This is a genomic window from Bacillus sp. JJ1503 (genome assembly GCF_036965125.1).
Taxonomy (GTDB): Bacteria; Bacillota; Bacilli; order Bacillales; family Cytobacillaceae; genus Cytobacillus.
On sequence record NZ_JBALOZ010000250.1, the window covers coordinates 1 to 14,406 of the forward strand.

Annotated in this window: 16 protein-coding genes and 1 pseudogene; 13 read left to right on the forward strand and 4 right to left on the reverse strand. The window is 37.9% G+C overall.

Going from position 1 to position 14,406, the window contains the following annotated elements; genetic code table 11:
• Positions 1-106 precede the first annotated feature (106 nt).
• The 5 genes from V7149_RS18695 (at position 107) to V7149_RS18715 (ending at position 4,925) form a co-directional block, all read left to right on the forward strand.
• Positions 107-1,306 carry an ABC transporter substrate-binding protein gene (locus V7149_RS18695; RefSeq protein ID WP_335347109.1) on the forward strand — a complete coding sequence of 400 codons (1,200 nt, stop codon included), beginning with the start codon at positions 107-109 and terminating at the stop codon, positions 1,304-1,306.
• Positions 1,307-1,614: 308 nt separating this feature from the next.
• Positions 1,615-2,490 carry a branched-chain amino acid ABC transporter permease gene (locus V7149_RS18700; protein ID WP_335347110.1) on the forward strand — a complete coding sequence of 292 codons (876 nt, stop codon included), beginning with the start codon at positions 1,615-1,617 and terminating at the stop codon, positions 2,488-2,490.
• Positions 2,491-2,502: 12 nt separating this feature from the next.
• Entirely contained in the window at positions 2,503-3,438 is a 936-nt protein-coding gene (locus V7149_RS18705; RefSeq protein WP_335347111.1) for a branched-chain amino acid ABC transporter permease, read from the forward strand.
• Between the two features lies 1 nt (position 3,439).
• Positions 3,440-4,225 (forward strand): ABC transporter ATP-binding protein, encoded by a 786-nt coding sequence (locus V7149_RS18710; RefSeq protein ID WP_335347112.1) that lies wholly within the window; start codon positions 3,440-3,442, stop codon positions 4,223-4,225.
• A complete protein-coding gene (locus V7149_RS18715) occupies positions 4,218-4,925 on the forward strand; it encodes an ABC transporter ATP-binding protein (RefSeq protein ID WP_335347113.1) in 708 nt (235 codons plus the stop codon). Before V7149_RS18710 ends, V7149_RS18715 begins: the two co-directional genes overlap by 8 nt.
• A gap of 43 nt (positions 4,926-4,968) precedes the next feature.
• On the opposite strand, the gene V7149_RS18720 is transcribed toward V7149_RS18715, so the two are convergent.
• Positions 4,969-5,925, reverse strand: a complete 957-nt coding sequence (locus tag V7149_RS18720) for a M23 family metallopeptidase (protein ID WP_335347124.1) — start codon at positions 5,923-5,925, stop codon at positions 4,969-4,971.
• 200 nt (positions 5,926-6,125) lie between these two features.
• Between V7149_RS18720 and lipA the strand changes: the two genes are divergently transcribed.
• Positions 6,126-7,049, forward strand: coding sequence for a lipoyl synthase (gene lipA / locus V7149_RS18725; RefSeq protein WP_438824049.1), 924 nt, complete (start codon positions 6,126-6,128; stop codon positions 7,047-7,049).
• A 40-nt stretch (positions 7,050-7,089) separates the two neighbouring features.
• On the opposite strand, the gene V7149_RS18730 is transcribed toward lipA, so the two are convergent.
• On the reverse strand, positions 7,090-7,761 hold the full coding sequence (locus V7149_RS18730) for a YhcN/YlaJ family sporulation lipoprotein (RefSeq protein ID WP_438824129.1): 672 nt from the start codon (positions 7,759-7,761) through the stop codon (positions 7,090-7,092).
• A 167-nt stretch (positions 7,762-7,928) separates the two neighbouring features.
• Between V7149_RS18730 and V7149_RS18735 the strand changes: the two genes are divergently transcribed.
• Entirely contained in the window at positions 7,929-8,204 is a 276-nt protein-coding gene (locus V7149_RS18735) for a YutD family protein (protein ID WP_335347116.1), read from the forward strand.
• 81 nt (positions 8,205-8,285) lie between these two features.
• Here the strand turns inward: V7149_RS18735 and V7149_RS18740 are convergent, their stop codons facing one another.
• On the reverse strand, positions 8,286-8,579 hold the full coding sequence (locus V7149_RS18740) for a cytosolic protein (protein ID WP_335347117.1): 294 nt from the start codon (positions 8,577-8,579) through the stop codon (positions 8,286-8,288).
• A 108-nt stretch (positions 8,580-8,687) separates the two neighbouring features.
• On the reverse strand, positions 8,688-8,954 hold the full coding sequence (locus V7149_RS18745) for a DUF3055 domain-containing protein (protein ID WP_335347118.1): 267 nt from the start codon (positions 8,952-8,954) through the stop codon (positions 8,688-8,690).
• A gap of 140 nt (positions 8,955-9,094) precedes the next feature.
• Between V7149_RS18745 and V7149_RS18750 the strand changes: the two genes are divergently transcribed.
• From V7149_RS18750 to V7149_RS18775, 6 genes and pseudogenes are all read left to right on the forward strand, one after another.
• The gene (locus tag V7149_RS18750; RefSeq protein WP_335347119.1) at positions 9,095-10,468 is read left to right on the forward strand and encodes an EAL domain-containing protein; all 1,374 of its coding nucleotides are present in this window, start codon (positions 9,095-9,097) and stop codon (positions 10,466-10,468) included.
• A 19-nt stretch (positions 10,469-10,487) separates the two neighbouring features.
• The gene (gene hepT, locus V7149_RS18755) at positions 10,488-10,925 is read left to right on the forward strand and encodes a type VII toxin-antitoxin system HepT family RNase toxin (RefSeq protein ID WP_335347120.1); all 438 of its coding nucleotides are present in this window, start codon (positions 10,488-10,490) and stop codon (positions 10,923-10,925) included.
• 35 nt (positions 10,926-10,960) lie between these two features.
• Positions 10,961-11,728, forward strand: a complete 768-nt coding sequence (locus V7149_RS18760; RefSeq protein ID WP_335347121.1) for a TIGR01457 family HAD-type hydrolase — start codon at positions 10,961-10,963, stop codon at positions 11,726-11,728.
• A 256-nt stretch (positions 11,729-11,984) separates the two neighbouring features.
• Positions 11,985-12,251 (forward strand): annotated as a pseudogene (locus V7149_RS18765) (Wzz/FepE/Etk N-terminal domain-containing protein); the annotation flags it as partial.
• A gap of 453 nt (positions 12,252-12,704) precedes the next feature.
• Entirely contained in the window at positions 12,705-13,421 is a 717-nt protein-coding gene (locus V7149_RS18770) for a CpsD/CapB family tyrosine-protein kinase (RefSeq protein ID WP_335347125.1), read from the forward strand.
• A gap of 56 nt (positions 13,422-13,477) precedes the next feature.
• Positions 13,478-14,242 carry a tyrosine-protein phosphatase gene (locus V7149_RS18775; RefSeq protein ID WP_335347122.1) on the forward strand — a complete coding sequence of 255 codons (765 nt, stop codon included), beginning with the start codon at positions 13,478-13,480 and terminating at the stop codon, positions 14,240-14,242.
• Positions 14,243-14,406: the final 164 nt, after the last annotated feature.

Consider the following 14,406-nt stretch of genomic DNA (forward strand, 5'->3'; position numbering starts at 1 on the left):
AGGAGGTTGTAGATAGATTATTTTAAACTAATTAATCTAGCTCAAAAGACCTTTCTATGCTTCAAATTGATTGAACAATCAGAATAGAAAAAAGGGGGAAAACTAAATGGTTTTCAAGAAAAAAATCACATCAGTCTTAATGGCTACAACATTAATGGCTGGTATTCTTGCTGGCTGTAGCGGCAGCAAAGAAGCAGGTTCAGGCGGTTCAAGTTCTAAAGACGGAGATACAATAAAAATTGGAGCTAACTTAGAACTTTCAGGTGGTGTTGCATCTTATGGCTCAGGAATTGCTTCTGGGGTGGAGCTTGCGGTTGAAGAAATCAACGCGGCTGGCGGTGTAGATGGCAAGAAAATTGAACTTGTAAAAGTTGATAATAAATCAGATGCAGCTGAAGCAACAAACGCTGCTATTAAATTAACGAGCCAAGATAAAGTTACCGCAATCATCGGTGCTGCTACAAGTGGTAATACAGTAGCTCAAGCCCAAATTGCTAACGATAATAAGACTGTTCTTATCTCACCATCTGGTACAAGCCCAACTGTAACAGTACGTGAAGATGGATCTGTAAATGAGTTCGTATTCCGTACTGCTTTTATCGACCCATTCCAAGGAACAGTTGCAGCGAACTTTGCTCTAAACGATGCTAAAGTAAAAAATGCAGCAATCTTTGCTGACAATGCAAGTGATTATGCAAAAGGACTTGCCGCTTCATTTAAAGAAACTTTTGAAGCAGCTGGCGGTACAATTGTTTCAGAAGAATCATATGTTGCTAAGGATACAGACTTCCGTTCTACATTAACTCGTATTAAGGCTTCTAATCCAGAATTTATTTTCATTCCTGGATACTATGAAGAAGTAGGTCTAATTGTTAAGCAAGCTAGAGAAATGGGCATTACAGTTCCATTAATGGGAGCTGACGGCTGGGATTCTCCTAAGCTAGTGGAATTAGCTGGTGCAGATGCATTAAATAATACTTTTATTATTAACCACTACTCTGCTGAAGACCCAGACGCAACGATTCAAAAGTTTGTTAAAGCTTACGGAGACAAAAATAGCGGCAAATCACCAGATGCTTTTAACGCACTTGGTTATGACACTGTATACCTTCTTGTAGATGCAATGAAACGTGCTGGCACTACATCTGATTCAGAGAAAATTAAAGATGCTCTTGCTGCAACAAAAGATTTAGCATTAATTACTGGTACTATTACAGTTGACGAAAATCACCACTTAATTAAATCAGCATCCGTTCTAGAATATGTAGATGGTAAGCAAAAATTCAAAACAAAAGTTAATCCTTAAGATTAACCACAGGAAATGGGGGGATTATCCTATCCTCCCATTTTCCATTCCTAATGATGAAAATTTTGTCGAAAAGCTGTCAAGGTGCCTATGCTTTTCTAAATTGTCTAGCTTTAGCGCCTAGGGGCTCTTGGGTCTAAGCCAATCCGCCAAGAAGGTTAAACTACAACCTTCCCGTCGGCTTGTCTTATGCTTGAGGCCCGCAGGATGCGGGTCTTGCAGACGTTGCCACAGGACGTGGCGCTTTTAGTCTGCGTTTCTTCAAGGGACAAGGCGCTGACGCTTTTCTAATAAAGGAGTGAGAGTTCATGGAATGGTTACAGCAATTAATTAACGGTATTTCACTCGGCAGTATTTATGCATTAATTGCATTAGGTTATACGATGGTTTATGGAATTATTAAATTAATTAACTTTGCGCATGGCGATGTTTTTATGATCGGTGCGTTTATTGGATTCTATGCCATCGCTGGCTGGGGATTAGGATTTTTCCCAGCATTATTACTCGCGATGACGGTTTGTGCGATTTTTGGGGTTCTCATTGAGAGAATTGCCTATAAGCGCCTCCGCAATGCAACTCGAATAGCCGCTTTAATTACGGCAATCGGGGTTTCCCTTCTCATCGAATATGGAGTTATCTACATTCGAGGTGCGCAGCCAGAAGCTTATCCAAATGTTTTAGCTAACAAATCCTTTAATGTATTTGGTGCTCAAATCAGCAGCCAATCTCTATTAATTCTCTCCGTTTCTATTATTCTAATGCTAATTTTGCAATTCATTGTTCATAAAACAAAAATTGGTAAGGCGATGCGTGCAGTATCACACGATATGGACGCAGCACGTTTGATGGGGATTAATGTAAACAATACGATTTCTGCAACATTTGCTATTGGTTCAGCGATGGCAGGAGCAGCAGGTGTTATTTTTGGTGTGTATTACACAAAAATTGAACCACTAATGGGAATTATTCCTGGATTAAAAGCATTCGTTGCCGCTGTTCTAGGGGGAATCGGGATTATACCGGGAGCGATGGTAGGCGGACTTGTGCTTGGAGTCGTTGAAACAGTTGTTAGCGCTTTGGGTTTCTCTTTATGGAGAGATGCAGCAGCATTTATTATTCTCATTTTAATCCTATTATTTAGACCATCGGGCATCTTCGGTAAGAATGCTAGAGAGAAAGTGTAGGTGAAAGAATCTATGAAAAAGGCAAAAGGATTTTGGCTATTTTTAATTTTATCGGTCATCGTCTACGGAGTTGCGCAATTTCTAATTAGTGCTGGAATCTTAAACCCGTTTTATTCAAATACACTCATCTTTATAGGCATTAACATCATCTTGGCAGTCAGCCTGCACTTAGTTATTGGAATTACAGGGCAATTTTCGATTGGACATGCTGGGTTTTTGGCAGTTGGTGCTTATATTTCAGCGATATTTACGATGAAGCTTCATCTTCCACTCCCAATTGCTTTAATAGCCGGCGGACTTATGGCAGCATTAGCAGGACTTATCGTTGGGATTCCGAGCCTTCGTTTAAAAGGTGACTATTTGGCGATAGCTACTTTAGGTTTTGCGGAAATAATCAGGATTGTATTCCTGAATATTGATTATGTTGGTGGAGCTGCCGGTATGCAGGTTTCCCATTTAACGACCTGGACGTATACGTTCATCTGTCTGTTTGTAACGATTTTAGTCATCATGAACTTTACAAATTCAAGACATGGACGTGCGTGTATTTCTGTTCGTGAGAATGAAATTGCTGCGGATGCAATGGGGATCAACACGACCTATTATAAGGTTATCGCGTTTGCCCTAGGCTCTTTCTTTGCCGGAATTGCGGGCGGTTTGTATTCTCATAACTTCTATATTATTCAGCCAACAAACTTCGGATTCTTAAAATCCTTTGATATTTTAATATTTGTTGTACTTGGCGGGCTTGGAAGCTTATCAGGAGCGGTTATTTCAGCGATATTATTAACATTAGTGTCCACCTTCTTGCAGGATTACCCGGAAACTCGGATGATTATGTACAGTCTTGTCTTAGTTATCGTGATGTTATATCGTCCTCAAGGCTTAATGGGAACACGTGAAATCACTGATTTATTTAAGTGGAAAAGTGCGAAGGGAGGTAACTAGCATGGGCAATACACCATTACTTCAGGTTAAAGAAGCAGGCATTCAATTTGGCGGATTAAAAGCTGTTCAAGGTTTTAGCATGGAAATTAACCAAGGTGAGCTAGTTGGGTTAATTGGACCGAATGGTGCGGGAAAAACAACAAGCTTTAACTTACTGACTGGTGTTTATGTGCCAACAGAAGGAGACATTCTGTTTGAAGGAAAACGTCTAAATGGGTTGCCTCCATATAAGGTAACACGTCTAGGAATTAGCCGTACCTTCCAAAATATTCGTCTTTTCAATGAGCTTTCTGTTCTAGATAATGTGAAGGTAGCCTACCACTCATTAGCAAAGCACTCAATCGTAAGCTCGATTTTCCGTCTTCCTTCTCACTTTTCAGGGGAAAAAGAAATGGAGGAAAAGTCAATTGAGTTCCTTAAAATTTTTCAATTAGAAAATTTTAAGGATGAAAAGGCAAAAAATCTTCCTTATGGCCAGCAAAGGAGATTGGAAATTGCGAGAGCTTTAGCAGCGGGTCCAAAGCTATTATTGCTTGACGAGCCTGCCGCCGGGATGAACCCGCAAGAAACGCATGAGCTCATGGAGTTAATTGCTTTTATCCGTAATGAATTTGATTTGACCATTTTATTGATTGAACATGATATGAATTTAGTTATGGGTATTTGTGAAAGAATTTATGTTCTAGACCATGGGCAGCTTATTGCGGCAGGAACACCAGAAGAAATTCGTAATCATCCTAAAGTCATCGAGGCTTACTTAGGTGAGGAGGTTACAAAAGATGCTTAAAGTAGATCAAATTGACGTGTTTTATGGGAATATACAAGCGCTTAAAGGTGTTTCTTTAGAAGTAAATGAGGGGGAAATTGTTACCCTTATTGGTGCGAACGGAGCTGGAAAAAGTACTCTGCTGAAAACTTTATCCGGACTTCTAAAGCCGAAAAATGGAACAATCCAATATTTAGGTGACTCTATTGGCGGCAAGGCTGCTCAGGGTATTGTGAAGGCGGGAATCTCACATGTGCCAGAGGGGCGCCGTGTATTTGCAAACATGACCGTTGAGGAGAACCTAGAATTAGGAGCTTTTTTAAGAAAAGATTCCAAAGAAATTCATAAGGATATCGAAAAGGTTTATGAAACTTTCCCACGGTTGCGAGAGCGTCGAAAACAGTTGTCAGGGACACTATCAGGCGGGGAGCAGCAAATGCTAGCTATGGGAAGAGCGATAATGGCAAGACCAAAGCTTCTTTTACTTGATGAGCCTTCTATGGGACTTGCTCCTTTAATGGTTAAAACGATCTTCCAAATTATTGAAGAAATTAACCGTGAAGGAACAACTGTTTTGCTAGTAGAACAAAACGCACATATGGCATTATCAATTGCTAACCGGGCGTACGTCATTGAAACAGGACGTGTAACAGTTTCAGGTACAGCCGCCGAGCTGCAGGCCAGCGAAGAAATCAAGAAAGCCTACTTAGGTGGTCATTAATAGTGGGAAGGGACCGGCTCATATGAGAGTCAGTCCCCTCTTTTTATTTTTTCCTGTTTCGTTCTTGTCTTTCCCATAAACGTAAGTGCGGATACGGATCAAATGACCATTCTGTAAAGCCATTGTCTTTGTAAATTCCGTAATGCAAATGTGGCGGGAATTTTCCTGAAGTCCCAGGCGGTCCATAACCAGAACTTCCAACCCCGCCGATTAGCATCCCTGGCTCGACAATTTGTCCTAGCTTCAAGTCCTTCGCAAAACCACTTAAATGGGCAAAATAATGATAATTATTGTTAATATCCCGAATGCCGATTCGCCAGCCGCCGAATCGATTCCAGCCCTTCATTTCAACAATTCCATATGCTGTTGCCCTAACAGGAACCCCGTACCCGGCAAATATATCTGTACCTTCATGAATTCTTCTTCCACCCCAGCCGCGAGCCGCTCCCCATGTGTTTTTATAAGTATATTGGCTTCTTAATGGGAGTGGAAATACACGATCATCTAGATTCAATCTTCCAAAATGCTTGTAAAGCCTTGCTTTTCCAATAATGATGCTAACCGTTTTATCACGCTTATAATAATCCCATAAGCCAATTTTGATATTATCATGATCCCTTCCATACGATAGAAGATGTTGAGCAAACATATAGAGAACATCATCATCATTCGTCAAGCTCGCTTTCCCATCCCCATCGCCATCCACCCCCTTTCCATTAAAAAACTGAATGGAAAATGGGTTATCGTCAGATGTATTAGGATTTAACGGTCCCGCCCATTCTTCAGGCTTGATATAGATCCCTGTTAGTCCTTCTGCTTTTGGAATGTCTCTTCTAGCCTGCCTTACATTTCGTTCATATTGGTCAATTCCGGCAAGATAATACCAGGGAATGTGTGTGACAGCTTCAATCCTTTTATATAATTCCATCCGGCTTTTATATACTTCATTTCCAACTGTCTGAGCCTTACCGTTCCAAGGAGAAAATAAAGAAAAAAGCAATGTTAGAATAACAGCTAATTTAATCCTCAAAGTAATCCTCCCTTCCTCACACATATGCTTATTTAGTTTGTGATTTTTGGAGAAATAAATATATATCAATTAATGGTAATCAAAACATTCCAACTTGTCCTAGACTTTTTCATGTGTTACAGTTGCATCATATACAGGAATTCAGGCACCATGCCACAAAAGGGAGTGGAATGAGAGTGAGTACGAAAGAGGAATACATACGTAAGCCGGAGTGGCTGAAAATAAAGCTTAACACGAATGAAAACTATACCGGTTTAAAGAAAATGATGAGGGAAAATAGCTTACATACAGTATGCGAAGAAGCAAAATGTCCGAATATCCATGAATGCTGGGCGGTCAGAAGAACGGCTACCTTCATGATTCTAGGGGATACTTGTACACGTGCTTGCCGTTTCTGTGCGGTCAAAACGGGATTGCCAACTGAATTGGATTGGCAAGAGCCGGAAAGAGTCGCAGATTCCGTAGTGCTGATGAACTTAAAGCATGTTGTTGTGACAGCAGTGGCAAGGGATGATCTTAAAGACGGTGGAGCAGCTGTTTTTGCTGAAACAGTCAGAGCCATTAGAAGAAAGAACCCATTCACTACTATTGAAGTATTGCCGTCTGATATGGGTGGCGTATATGAAAATTTAAAGACATTGATGGATGCACGTCCAGATATATTAAATCATAATATCGAGACGGTTGAACGTCTTACTCCGAGAGTGAGAGCACGAGCTCAATATAACCGCTCATTAGAATTCTTGAAAAGGGCAAAAGAAATGCAGCCAGATATTCCGACAAAATCCAGCTTAATGATCGGTCTTGGAGAAACGAAAGAGGAAATAATTGAAACGATGGATGCTTTAAGAGCGCATAATGTTGATATTATGACGATTGGCCAATATTTACAGCCATCGAAAAAGCATCTGAAAGTAGTAAAATATTACCACCCAGATGAGTTCCAAGAGTTTAAGGAAATTGCTTTAAGCAAGGGCTTTAGTCATTGTGAGTCTGGTCCTCTTGTACGATCTTCTTACCATGCTGATGAGCAAGTAAATGCTGCTGCTAAGCGTCAGCAGGAGTTGGGAGAAATCGAGCTTAAAGAAGCATAAAAGATAAAAGGGTTCAGCAGCCAATACTGAACCCTTTTTTTTAACGGTTATTCTCTTCACCCTTTAATTCTCCATTTTCGTTTTCACCATTACCCATTTTTTTCCCTTGTGGGGATTTTAGCATTTCTTTAATTACTTTATTTAGGCCGGTATTCACATTTTTTGTGTTCGGGCTGTTCGTTGCAAAGTTTTCAACATAAGGGCGCAGAGTCGTATTATCACTTACATATACATGGTACGACCTAGGGACGACAGACATAGCTGTTTTCTTCACTTGGTCTGCAATCATGTTACGGTTATTTGAGTCCGTATGATAAATGACCAGCACTTCTTCATCTGTCACAAGTGTAGATATATCGTCAACATTTGGAATATCCGTACAGTAGCCAGAAATGATATCAGCTAATTGCTCCTTATTGATGGTTCCATAATTAACATTGGAAACCCTTTCGCCTGCAACGGGGCTTTTCTGGTGACGGACATAACCAAAATTATTTTTTGTACCATTATTATTCGTATTCCTAAAATCCCTGCCGTTGACGTTGTTTCCATTATTATTTTGATTATATAACTCAGGGCGCTGAGTATTTACATTCAGCGTGTTGCCGCTTCTTTCGTAAATTCCATCGCTTTCATTTGCCATATTGTTGTTTTGACAAGCAGTTAGTGCTGTAAGGCCGCATATCCCTAAGATGATCAATGATTTTCTAATGTGAAACACCTCCTTGCTTATAGAATAACCAGCCGATTATTTTTTTCTCTTAGAAATTGATGGGCTATCAGTTATAATTTAAATAAAGTAAGAAATACCTTTCGGAATACAAACATTTCCAATATAATGGGGATGATAGACGCTGTTTTTAAACTGAGGTGATTGATGTGATTTGTGTTAATAACGTTTGCTATGAGGTTATTGAAGATATACGAAATGGTTTTAATGAAGAAGCATTTCGAGGCAGATATAGCGATATTTTAACCCGGTATGATTATATTGTTGGGGATTGGGGTTATGGCCAGCTAAGGCTGCGGGGTTTCTTTGACGATCAAAATCAGAAAGCCACCTTTGATACGAAAATTAGTACATTATCGGAATACTTGTATGAATTTTGCAATTTTGGCTGTGCATATTTTGTGGCGAAAAAAGTAAATAAGTAAATAAGTAAAAAAGAAAAGGCAATCAGGCATCATCTGATCGCCTTTTTATACAATTAAGCCAAGTTTTGCTTAACTACTGCTTTATTTTTGATAATCATCATACGGCGGTTCCGTGCTTCTTTCGGGGTCATCGTGGGTAGGATGAGCTCCTTCCATTTGCCGAGGCATGTCTTCATGTAAGGTTTTATTTTCGTAATTAAAGGCACTATACCTTCGCTGTTCTTCGCGAAAGGGAGTACTTTTATTTTCTACGGGATCATGTCTTTTTAATGGGGATCCGTATGGTCCATCAGGGAAGTCCTCTGCCGTCACATAGTTCCTTCGCTTTTCAACATTTGTAAAATCCGTATACTCACGCTCTTCCTTATTATCCAACAATTACCACCCCTTAAAAAATAGAAAAATTAAAAAGAGAACCTTACATCTAAGGTTCTCCTTTATTATTTGTGAATCTGGTGATAATAAACCGGAGAATACATATTACTAAATTAATTCATATAGAAAGGAGCGCAATTCCTCAGCGTCTTCTTCAGAAAGATTAAAGGCATACTCTAAATAGCCTTCTTCTTTTAAATCATCAGGTCCAATGATTGCAAAACGGCTTCCTTGAATATCAAGAACTATATGCTTTCCATAATAGCGATCGGATTGAACAATAGCCAAATCAAAACGTTGATTATCACCCATAAAGCTAACGAAGCGTGTTTTTGTATCTACCAAATCATCATATAAAAAAAAACGTTCTGCCATATTATTTAATACTCCTTTATTCACATAAATTTCAGTTAACCGTATTGATTCTATCATAACAGAAATAATTATAATTCTCACCGCTTCTCTAACGGTTTATCAGGCAATTTGTCCGATTAATCTTTCAAATATTGGAGGAAATGGTCGGATTTTGTGATAAAATGGTGGCATATGTAATTTTGGACGCTGCATCTGAGAGGAATGAGACCATGCCCCGGCAAAACAAAATAAGGTTCAATCAGTTGAACAAATGGATAAAAATCTTACTGCCAGAAGATAAGCTTAAGTTTTATCCGCCGCAATTTATTATTCGTGACCCAATTAGGAAAGCAGTAAGTAAAGCTTTTGATGGTGGCTATGAAGTGGCAGTGATTGTGTTTAACATTAAAAATTTGCGAGAATTGCCGGAACAGCTTGGAGAACAGGGGTATACAGGTTTTATTCAATTATTAAAGCTGACTTTTCAAGATGTGATCAAAGACGAAGTAAAGTCAGAAGAAATTATGGCTCTTCATGATTATTCAAGTGATGGTCTGACACTGTTTATGAAGGTTAACCATGATAGTCATTCTGTTACAGATATTGATAAAAAAATGAAAAAAATTCTAAGACTTTCTGAAAAAAAACTAGCTGAACTAGTTCCTCTTGCGAAACCAGTGTTTGAAACAGGCTATATGTTTATTGAGAAAAGACATTATTCGATTCAAGAGGCCATTTTAAAAGCAAATCAGCATGCACTTTCCATGGCAGAGAAGCGAGTTCAATCTGAATATAATGAAATGCTGTATATGGTTAATCGAATAGTGGCACAAAAAGATATATACCTTCTGGCTCAGCCGATTATAGATATTGCCACAGGTGAGGTGAGGGCATGGGAAATGCTGACCCGCGGTCCGAAGGGCTCTGTATTGGAAAGTCCGCTCCAGCTTTTCTCTATAGCTCGGCAGACAGGGATGCTATATGACCTTGAGATGATTGTTTTCGAAAAAACCCTTCAACAGATTTATAAAACGGGATGCACACACGATATCTTTATTAACTTTACACCTATAACATTAGGGCATGAACGATTTATTCGTGATATTAAGAATATGCTTGCAAAGTATAAGAATATCTCCCCAAGGCAAATAACTCTTGAAATCACAGAGCGTGATGCCATTGAAGGGATGGAGAACTTTTTATACAATATAAAGGTGTTGAGAATGCTTGGTTTCCGTGTGGCCATTGATGATACAGGTGCCGGATACGCAAGCTTGCACTCTATAAGTGAAATCATGCCAGATATTATTAAGATTGATCGTTCTGTCATTCAGGATATAGATAAAAATTCGGTAAAAGAGTCAATGTTAAAAGGATTACTAATTATTGCGAAGGAGGCCGGTTCTTTAGTAGTAGCAGAAGGAATCGAAAATAAAGAAGAAGCCTCAGTCCTTTCAAGAAATAAAGTTGATTTAGCGCAAGGCTATTATTATGCTCGTCCAGATTTTCTAGAAAAGGGATTAAAGCTATCGTAATGGAAGAAGGGTGAGAAATTTGTACTTTGTTGATCGGGAAAAAATTGAAACAACTCTTGTGTTTTTAGAACAGCAATTTGCATTCTTAGAAGAAATAAAAGATCTTAATTCACAGTTTGAAAAAGCTGCACTGGAACGGACAAGCCAGCTAATTATTGAAGCGATTCTCGATGTTGGGAATGCCATGATTGATGGATTCATTATGCGTGATCCTGGGAGCTATGATGATATTGTGGACATTCTGGATGATGAAAAGGTCATTCATAATGAATTAACCAAAAGCTGTAAACATATTATTAAATACCGCAAAATGCTTGTTCAAAACTATACTGAGGTAAATCACGATGAAGTCAAGGCGGAATTTAGCAAGCATTTATCCGTTTTAAAGCAATTTCCCGAGAAAGTCAGAGCATACTTACTTCATGAGCTTGGTCCAGTTTCCGCGTTTAGGAATTAATGATGCTGAATCACTGTAGTAGGGAGTGATGAAATATGGGTAAATATAAAGGCTATTTAATTGATCTGGATGGGACAATGTATAGAGGAACGGAATTGATTAAAGAAGCAGCAGATTTTGTTCAGCAGCTTCGTGAGCGTGGGCTTCCTTATCTTTTTGTTACGAACAATTCCTCGAGAACGCCTGCCCAGGTGGCAGAAAAGCTCCGCCAATTTACGATACCCGCTACGGAAGCTCAGGTTTTTACAACCAGTATGGCAACGGCTAATTACATATATGAACAGAAGCAGGATGCCTCGGTCTATTGTGTAGGAGAAGAAGGCATAAGGAATGCCCTGCAAGACAAGGGATTTGCAATTGTTGAAGAGAATGCAGATTATGTTGTCGTTGGGATTGACCGCTCCATTACTTATGAAAAGCTGGCTACTGCTTGTTTGGCAGTCAGAAATGGCGCTACCTTTATTTCGACAAATGGAGATATAGCAATCCCGACAGAGAGAGGGCTTCTGCCAGGCAATGGTTCGTTAACATCAGTTATTACTGTTTCTACGCAAACTAAGCCAATTTTTATCGGAAAGCCAGAATCCATAATTATGGAACAAGCTCTTCAAGTACTTGGGACGAAAAAAGAAGATACCCTTATGGTCGGGGATAATTATGATACCGACATATTAGCGGGGATGAATGCAGGTCTTGATACTTTGCTCGTTCATACTGGAGTAACGACGAAGGAATTGCTGGGCAGGTATGAAAAGAGGCCTAGTTATGTAGTGGATTCGCTGAATGAGTGGGAGTTTTTGTAGGAGCGATTTTTTATATATTTATAATAGTTTAAGTTTAAGCCCTTAGTAAAAAGGATGGAGACATTTTCTCCATCCTTTTTATTAAGGGCTTCAGTGTTTATAAATTGGTCAAGTAATCTGAACTAAATTTTCCTTTCCTTCTTCGAATAATTAACTATGATGAACAGTATTTTTATTGCATATATATAAATTAATATGAAATAGATTGTTCATGATATTTAAGGGCTTATTAATAAATTTGTGGAGGTTCATTTCGATGGGAGAGAGTATAAGGATTCAGGATATTTTTAAAATTGTACTAAAACGTATAATACTAATCGTATTAATAACGTCACTTTCAGTTCTTGTTACTGGAATTGTAAGCTATAAATACTTAACGCCTATTTATGAAACTTCCACTCAGTTGCTAATCAATCAAACGAATTCCGATCAACAGTCAGGGGGAGCTATCAATATACAAGGTAATCTAGAGTTAATAAATACTTATCGAGTTATTATTAAAAGTCCTGCAATTTTAGATTTAGTAAAGAACGAAATGAATTTAAATGCATCTTTAAAAGAACTAAGTAATCAAATTAGTGTTTCAAGTGAACATAACTCACAAGTAGTGACCATTACGACCCAAGACAAGGATCTAAAAAAAGCTGTAAAGATGGCGAACACAATAGCAAATGTGTTTCAAAATAAAGTTAAAGTGATTATGAATATAGACAATGTATCCATTTTATCAATGGCAGATGAAGATACTAGCAGCGTACCAATCAAACCAAGTCCGATTATAAACATGTTCATTGCTTTTACGGTTAGTCTCTTAGCTATGATTGGTCTAGTGCTGCTATTAGAATATTTGGATAACACAATAAAGGCAGAGAATGATATTAAGCATTTTTTGGATATTCCAATACTAGGTTCGATACCAGTGCAAGCTGGCAGCTACTTTCAGAAGGATGAAGGAAAAAAATCATTTAAGATGGGGATGAAGAACCTATGGAATTTTCGGGGACTTTTTAAAAAGAAAGAAAAAGTAAACAAAAGGAAAATAATCACAATCTCTAAACCAAAGTCACCAATTTCTGAGCAATATCGAACCATTCGGACAAACATTGAATATTCTAATATTGATCGTGAGAACCGTATTATCATGGTCACTTCATCAAACCCTGGTGAAGGTAAGACTATTACATCCTCAAACTTAGCTGTTGTGTTTTCGCAACAAGGGAAAAAAGTACTGTTAATTGACGCCGACTTTCGGAAACCAATGGTTCATGATGTATTTAAGAAACAGAATATGTTTGGCTTAACATCTGTAATTATTAAACATATACCATTAAATGAAGCTATACAAGAAACAAGAATTAAAAACCTGTATGTATTGACTAGCGGACCAATCACACCTAGCCCATCTGAATTACTCAGTTCACAAGCAATGAGCGAATTATTAAAGACGATTAGTGAGCAGTTTGATTTGGTTATTATTGATACACCGCCAATTCTTCCGGTAACTGATGCTCAAATACTCGCTAATCAATGTGATGGCGCGATATTGGTTATTAATTGTGGGAAAACAAAATATGAACATGCAGAAAAGGCCAAAACTTTATTACTGAACGTAAATGCGAGATTATTAGGAGCAGTTCTCAATAATATTAAGTTGAATTATACAGATTATTATTACTATGATGATCATAGCTAATCAATTCGATCTTAAACACTTTAAAAAATGTGATAAAAAGCGGAGGAGTGGGGAAGGTGATTGATATTCATTGTCATATTCTCCCTGGTATTGATGATGGAGCAAAAGACCTTATTGAAAGTATAGGAATGGCTAAACATGCAGCTAGTAAAGGAATAACAACTATTTTTGCAACACCACATCACAAAAATGGACGGTATTATAATAAGGGAAACAAAATACTTGCAAAGGTTAATAAGTTAAATTCGAAGTTAAGGAAAGCAAAAATCCCAGTAAAAATTTTACCTGGTCAAGAGCCCCGAATTTATGGGGAGCTTCTTGAAGATTATAAAGCTGGGAAAATATTGACTTTAAATAATCAACATAAATATTTATTAGTTGAATTACCAGATACTCATGTACCTGCTTATGCTGTGAAGCTTTTATTCAATATACAATTAGAAGGAATCACTCCTATCATCGTTCACCCCGAAAGAAATGTTCAGATTAGGGAGAATCCTGATATTTTACATCAATTAGTAATGAACGGAGCAGCTACTCAAATTACAGCCTCGAGTTTAATAGGTTATAAAGGAAAGAAGCTACGGAAGTTTTCTCTTCAATTAATTAAACATCATTTAACTCATTTTATTGCATCCGATTCACATCGTTTATCAAGGAGTTCATTTAAATTGAATGAAGCTTATGAGGTAATAAATGAAGAGTTTGGAACTGACTATTCCAATTTACTCCAAGAAAACACTAGAAAACTTCTTAATGGAAATGGAATAAATAGACAAGAACCAAACAAAATTAAAATGAATAGATGGTTTCATTTTTAACAAATTTGTTTATTTTTCCTTCATATAGAGAAGGAGTATCGGCAGCATTAATGCAGGTAATGTTTGAATTGTCAAAAATTACAATGAATTTATCAAATATTTTCGATGCACTTAAAAATTAGGAGTGTTTTAGATGAACATAGTTGAGTATGATTCATTAATAC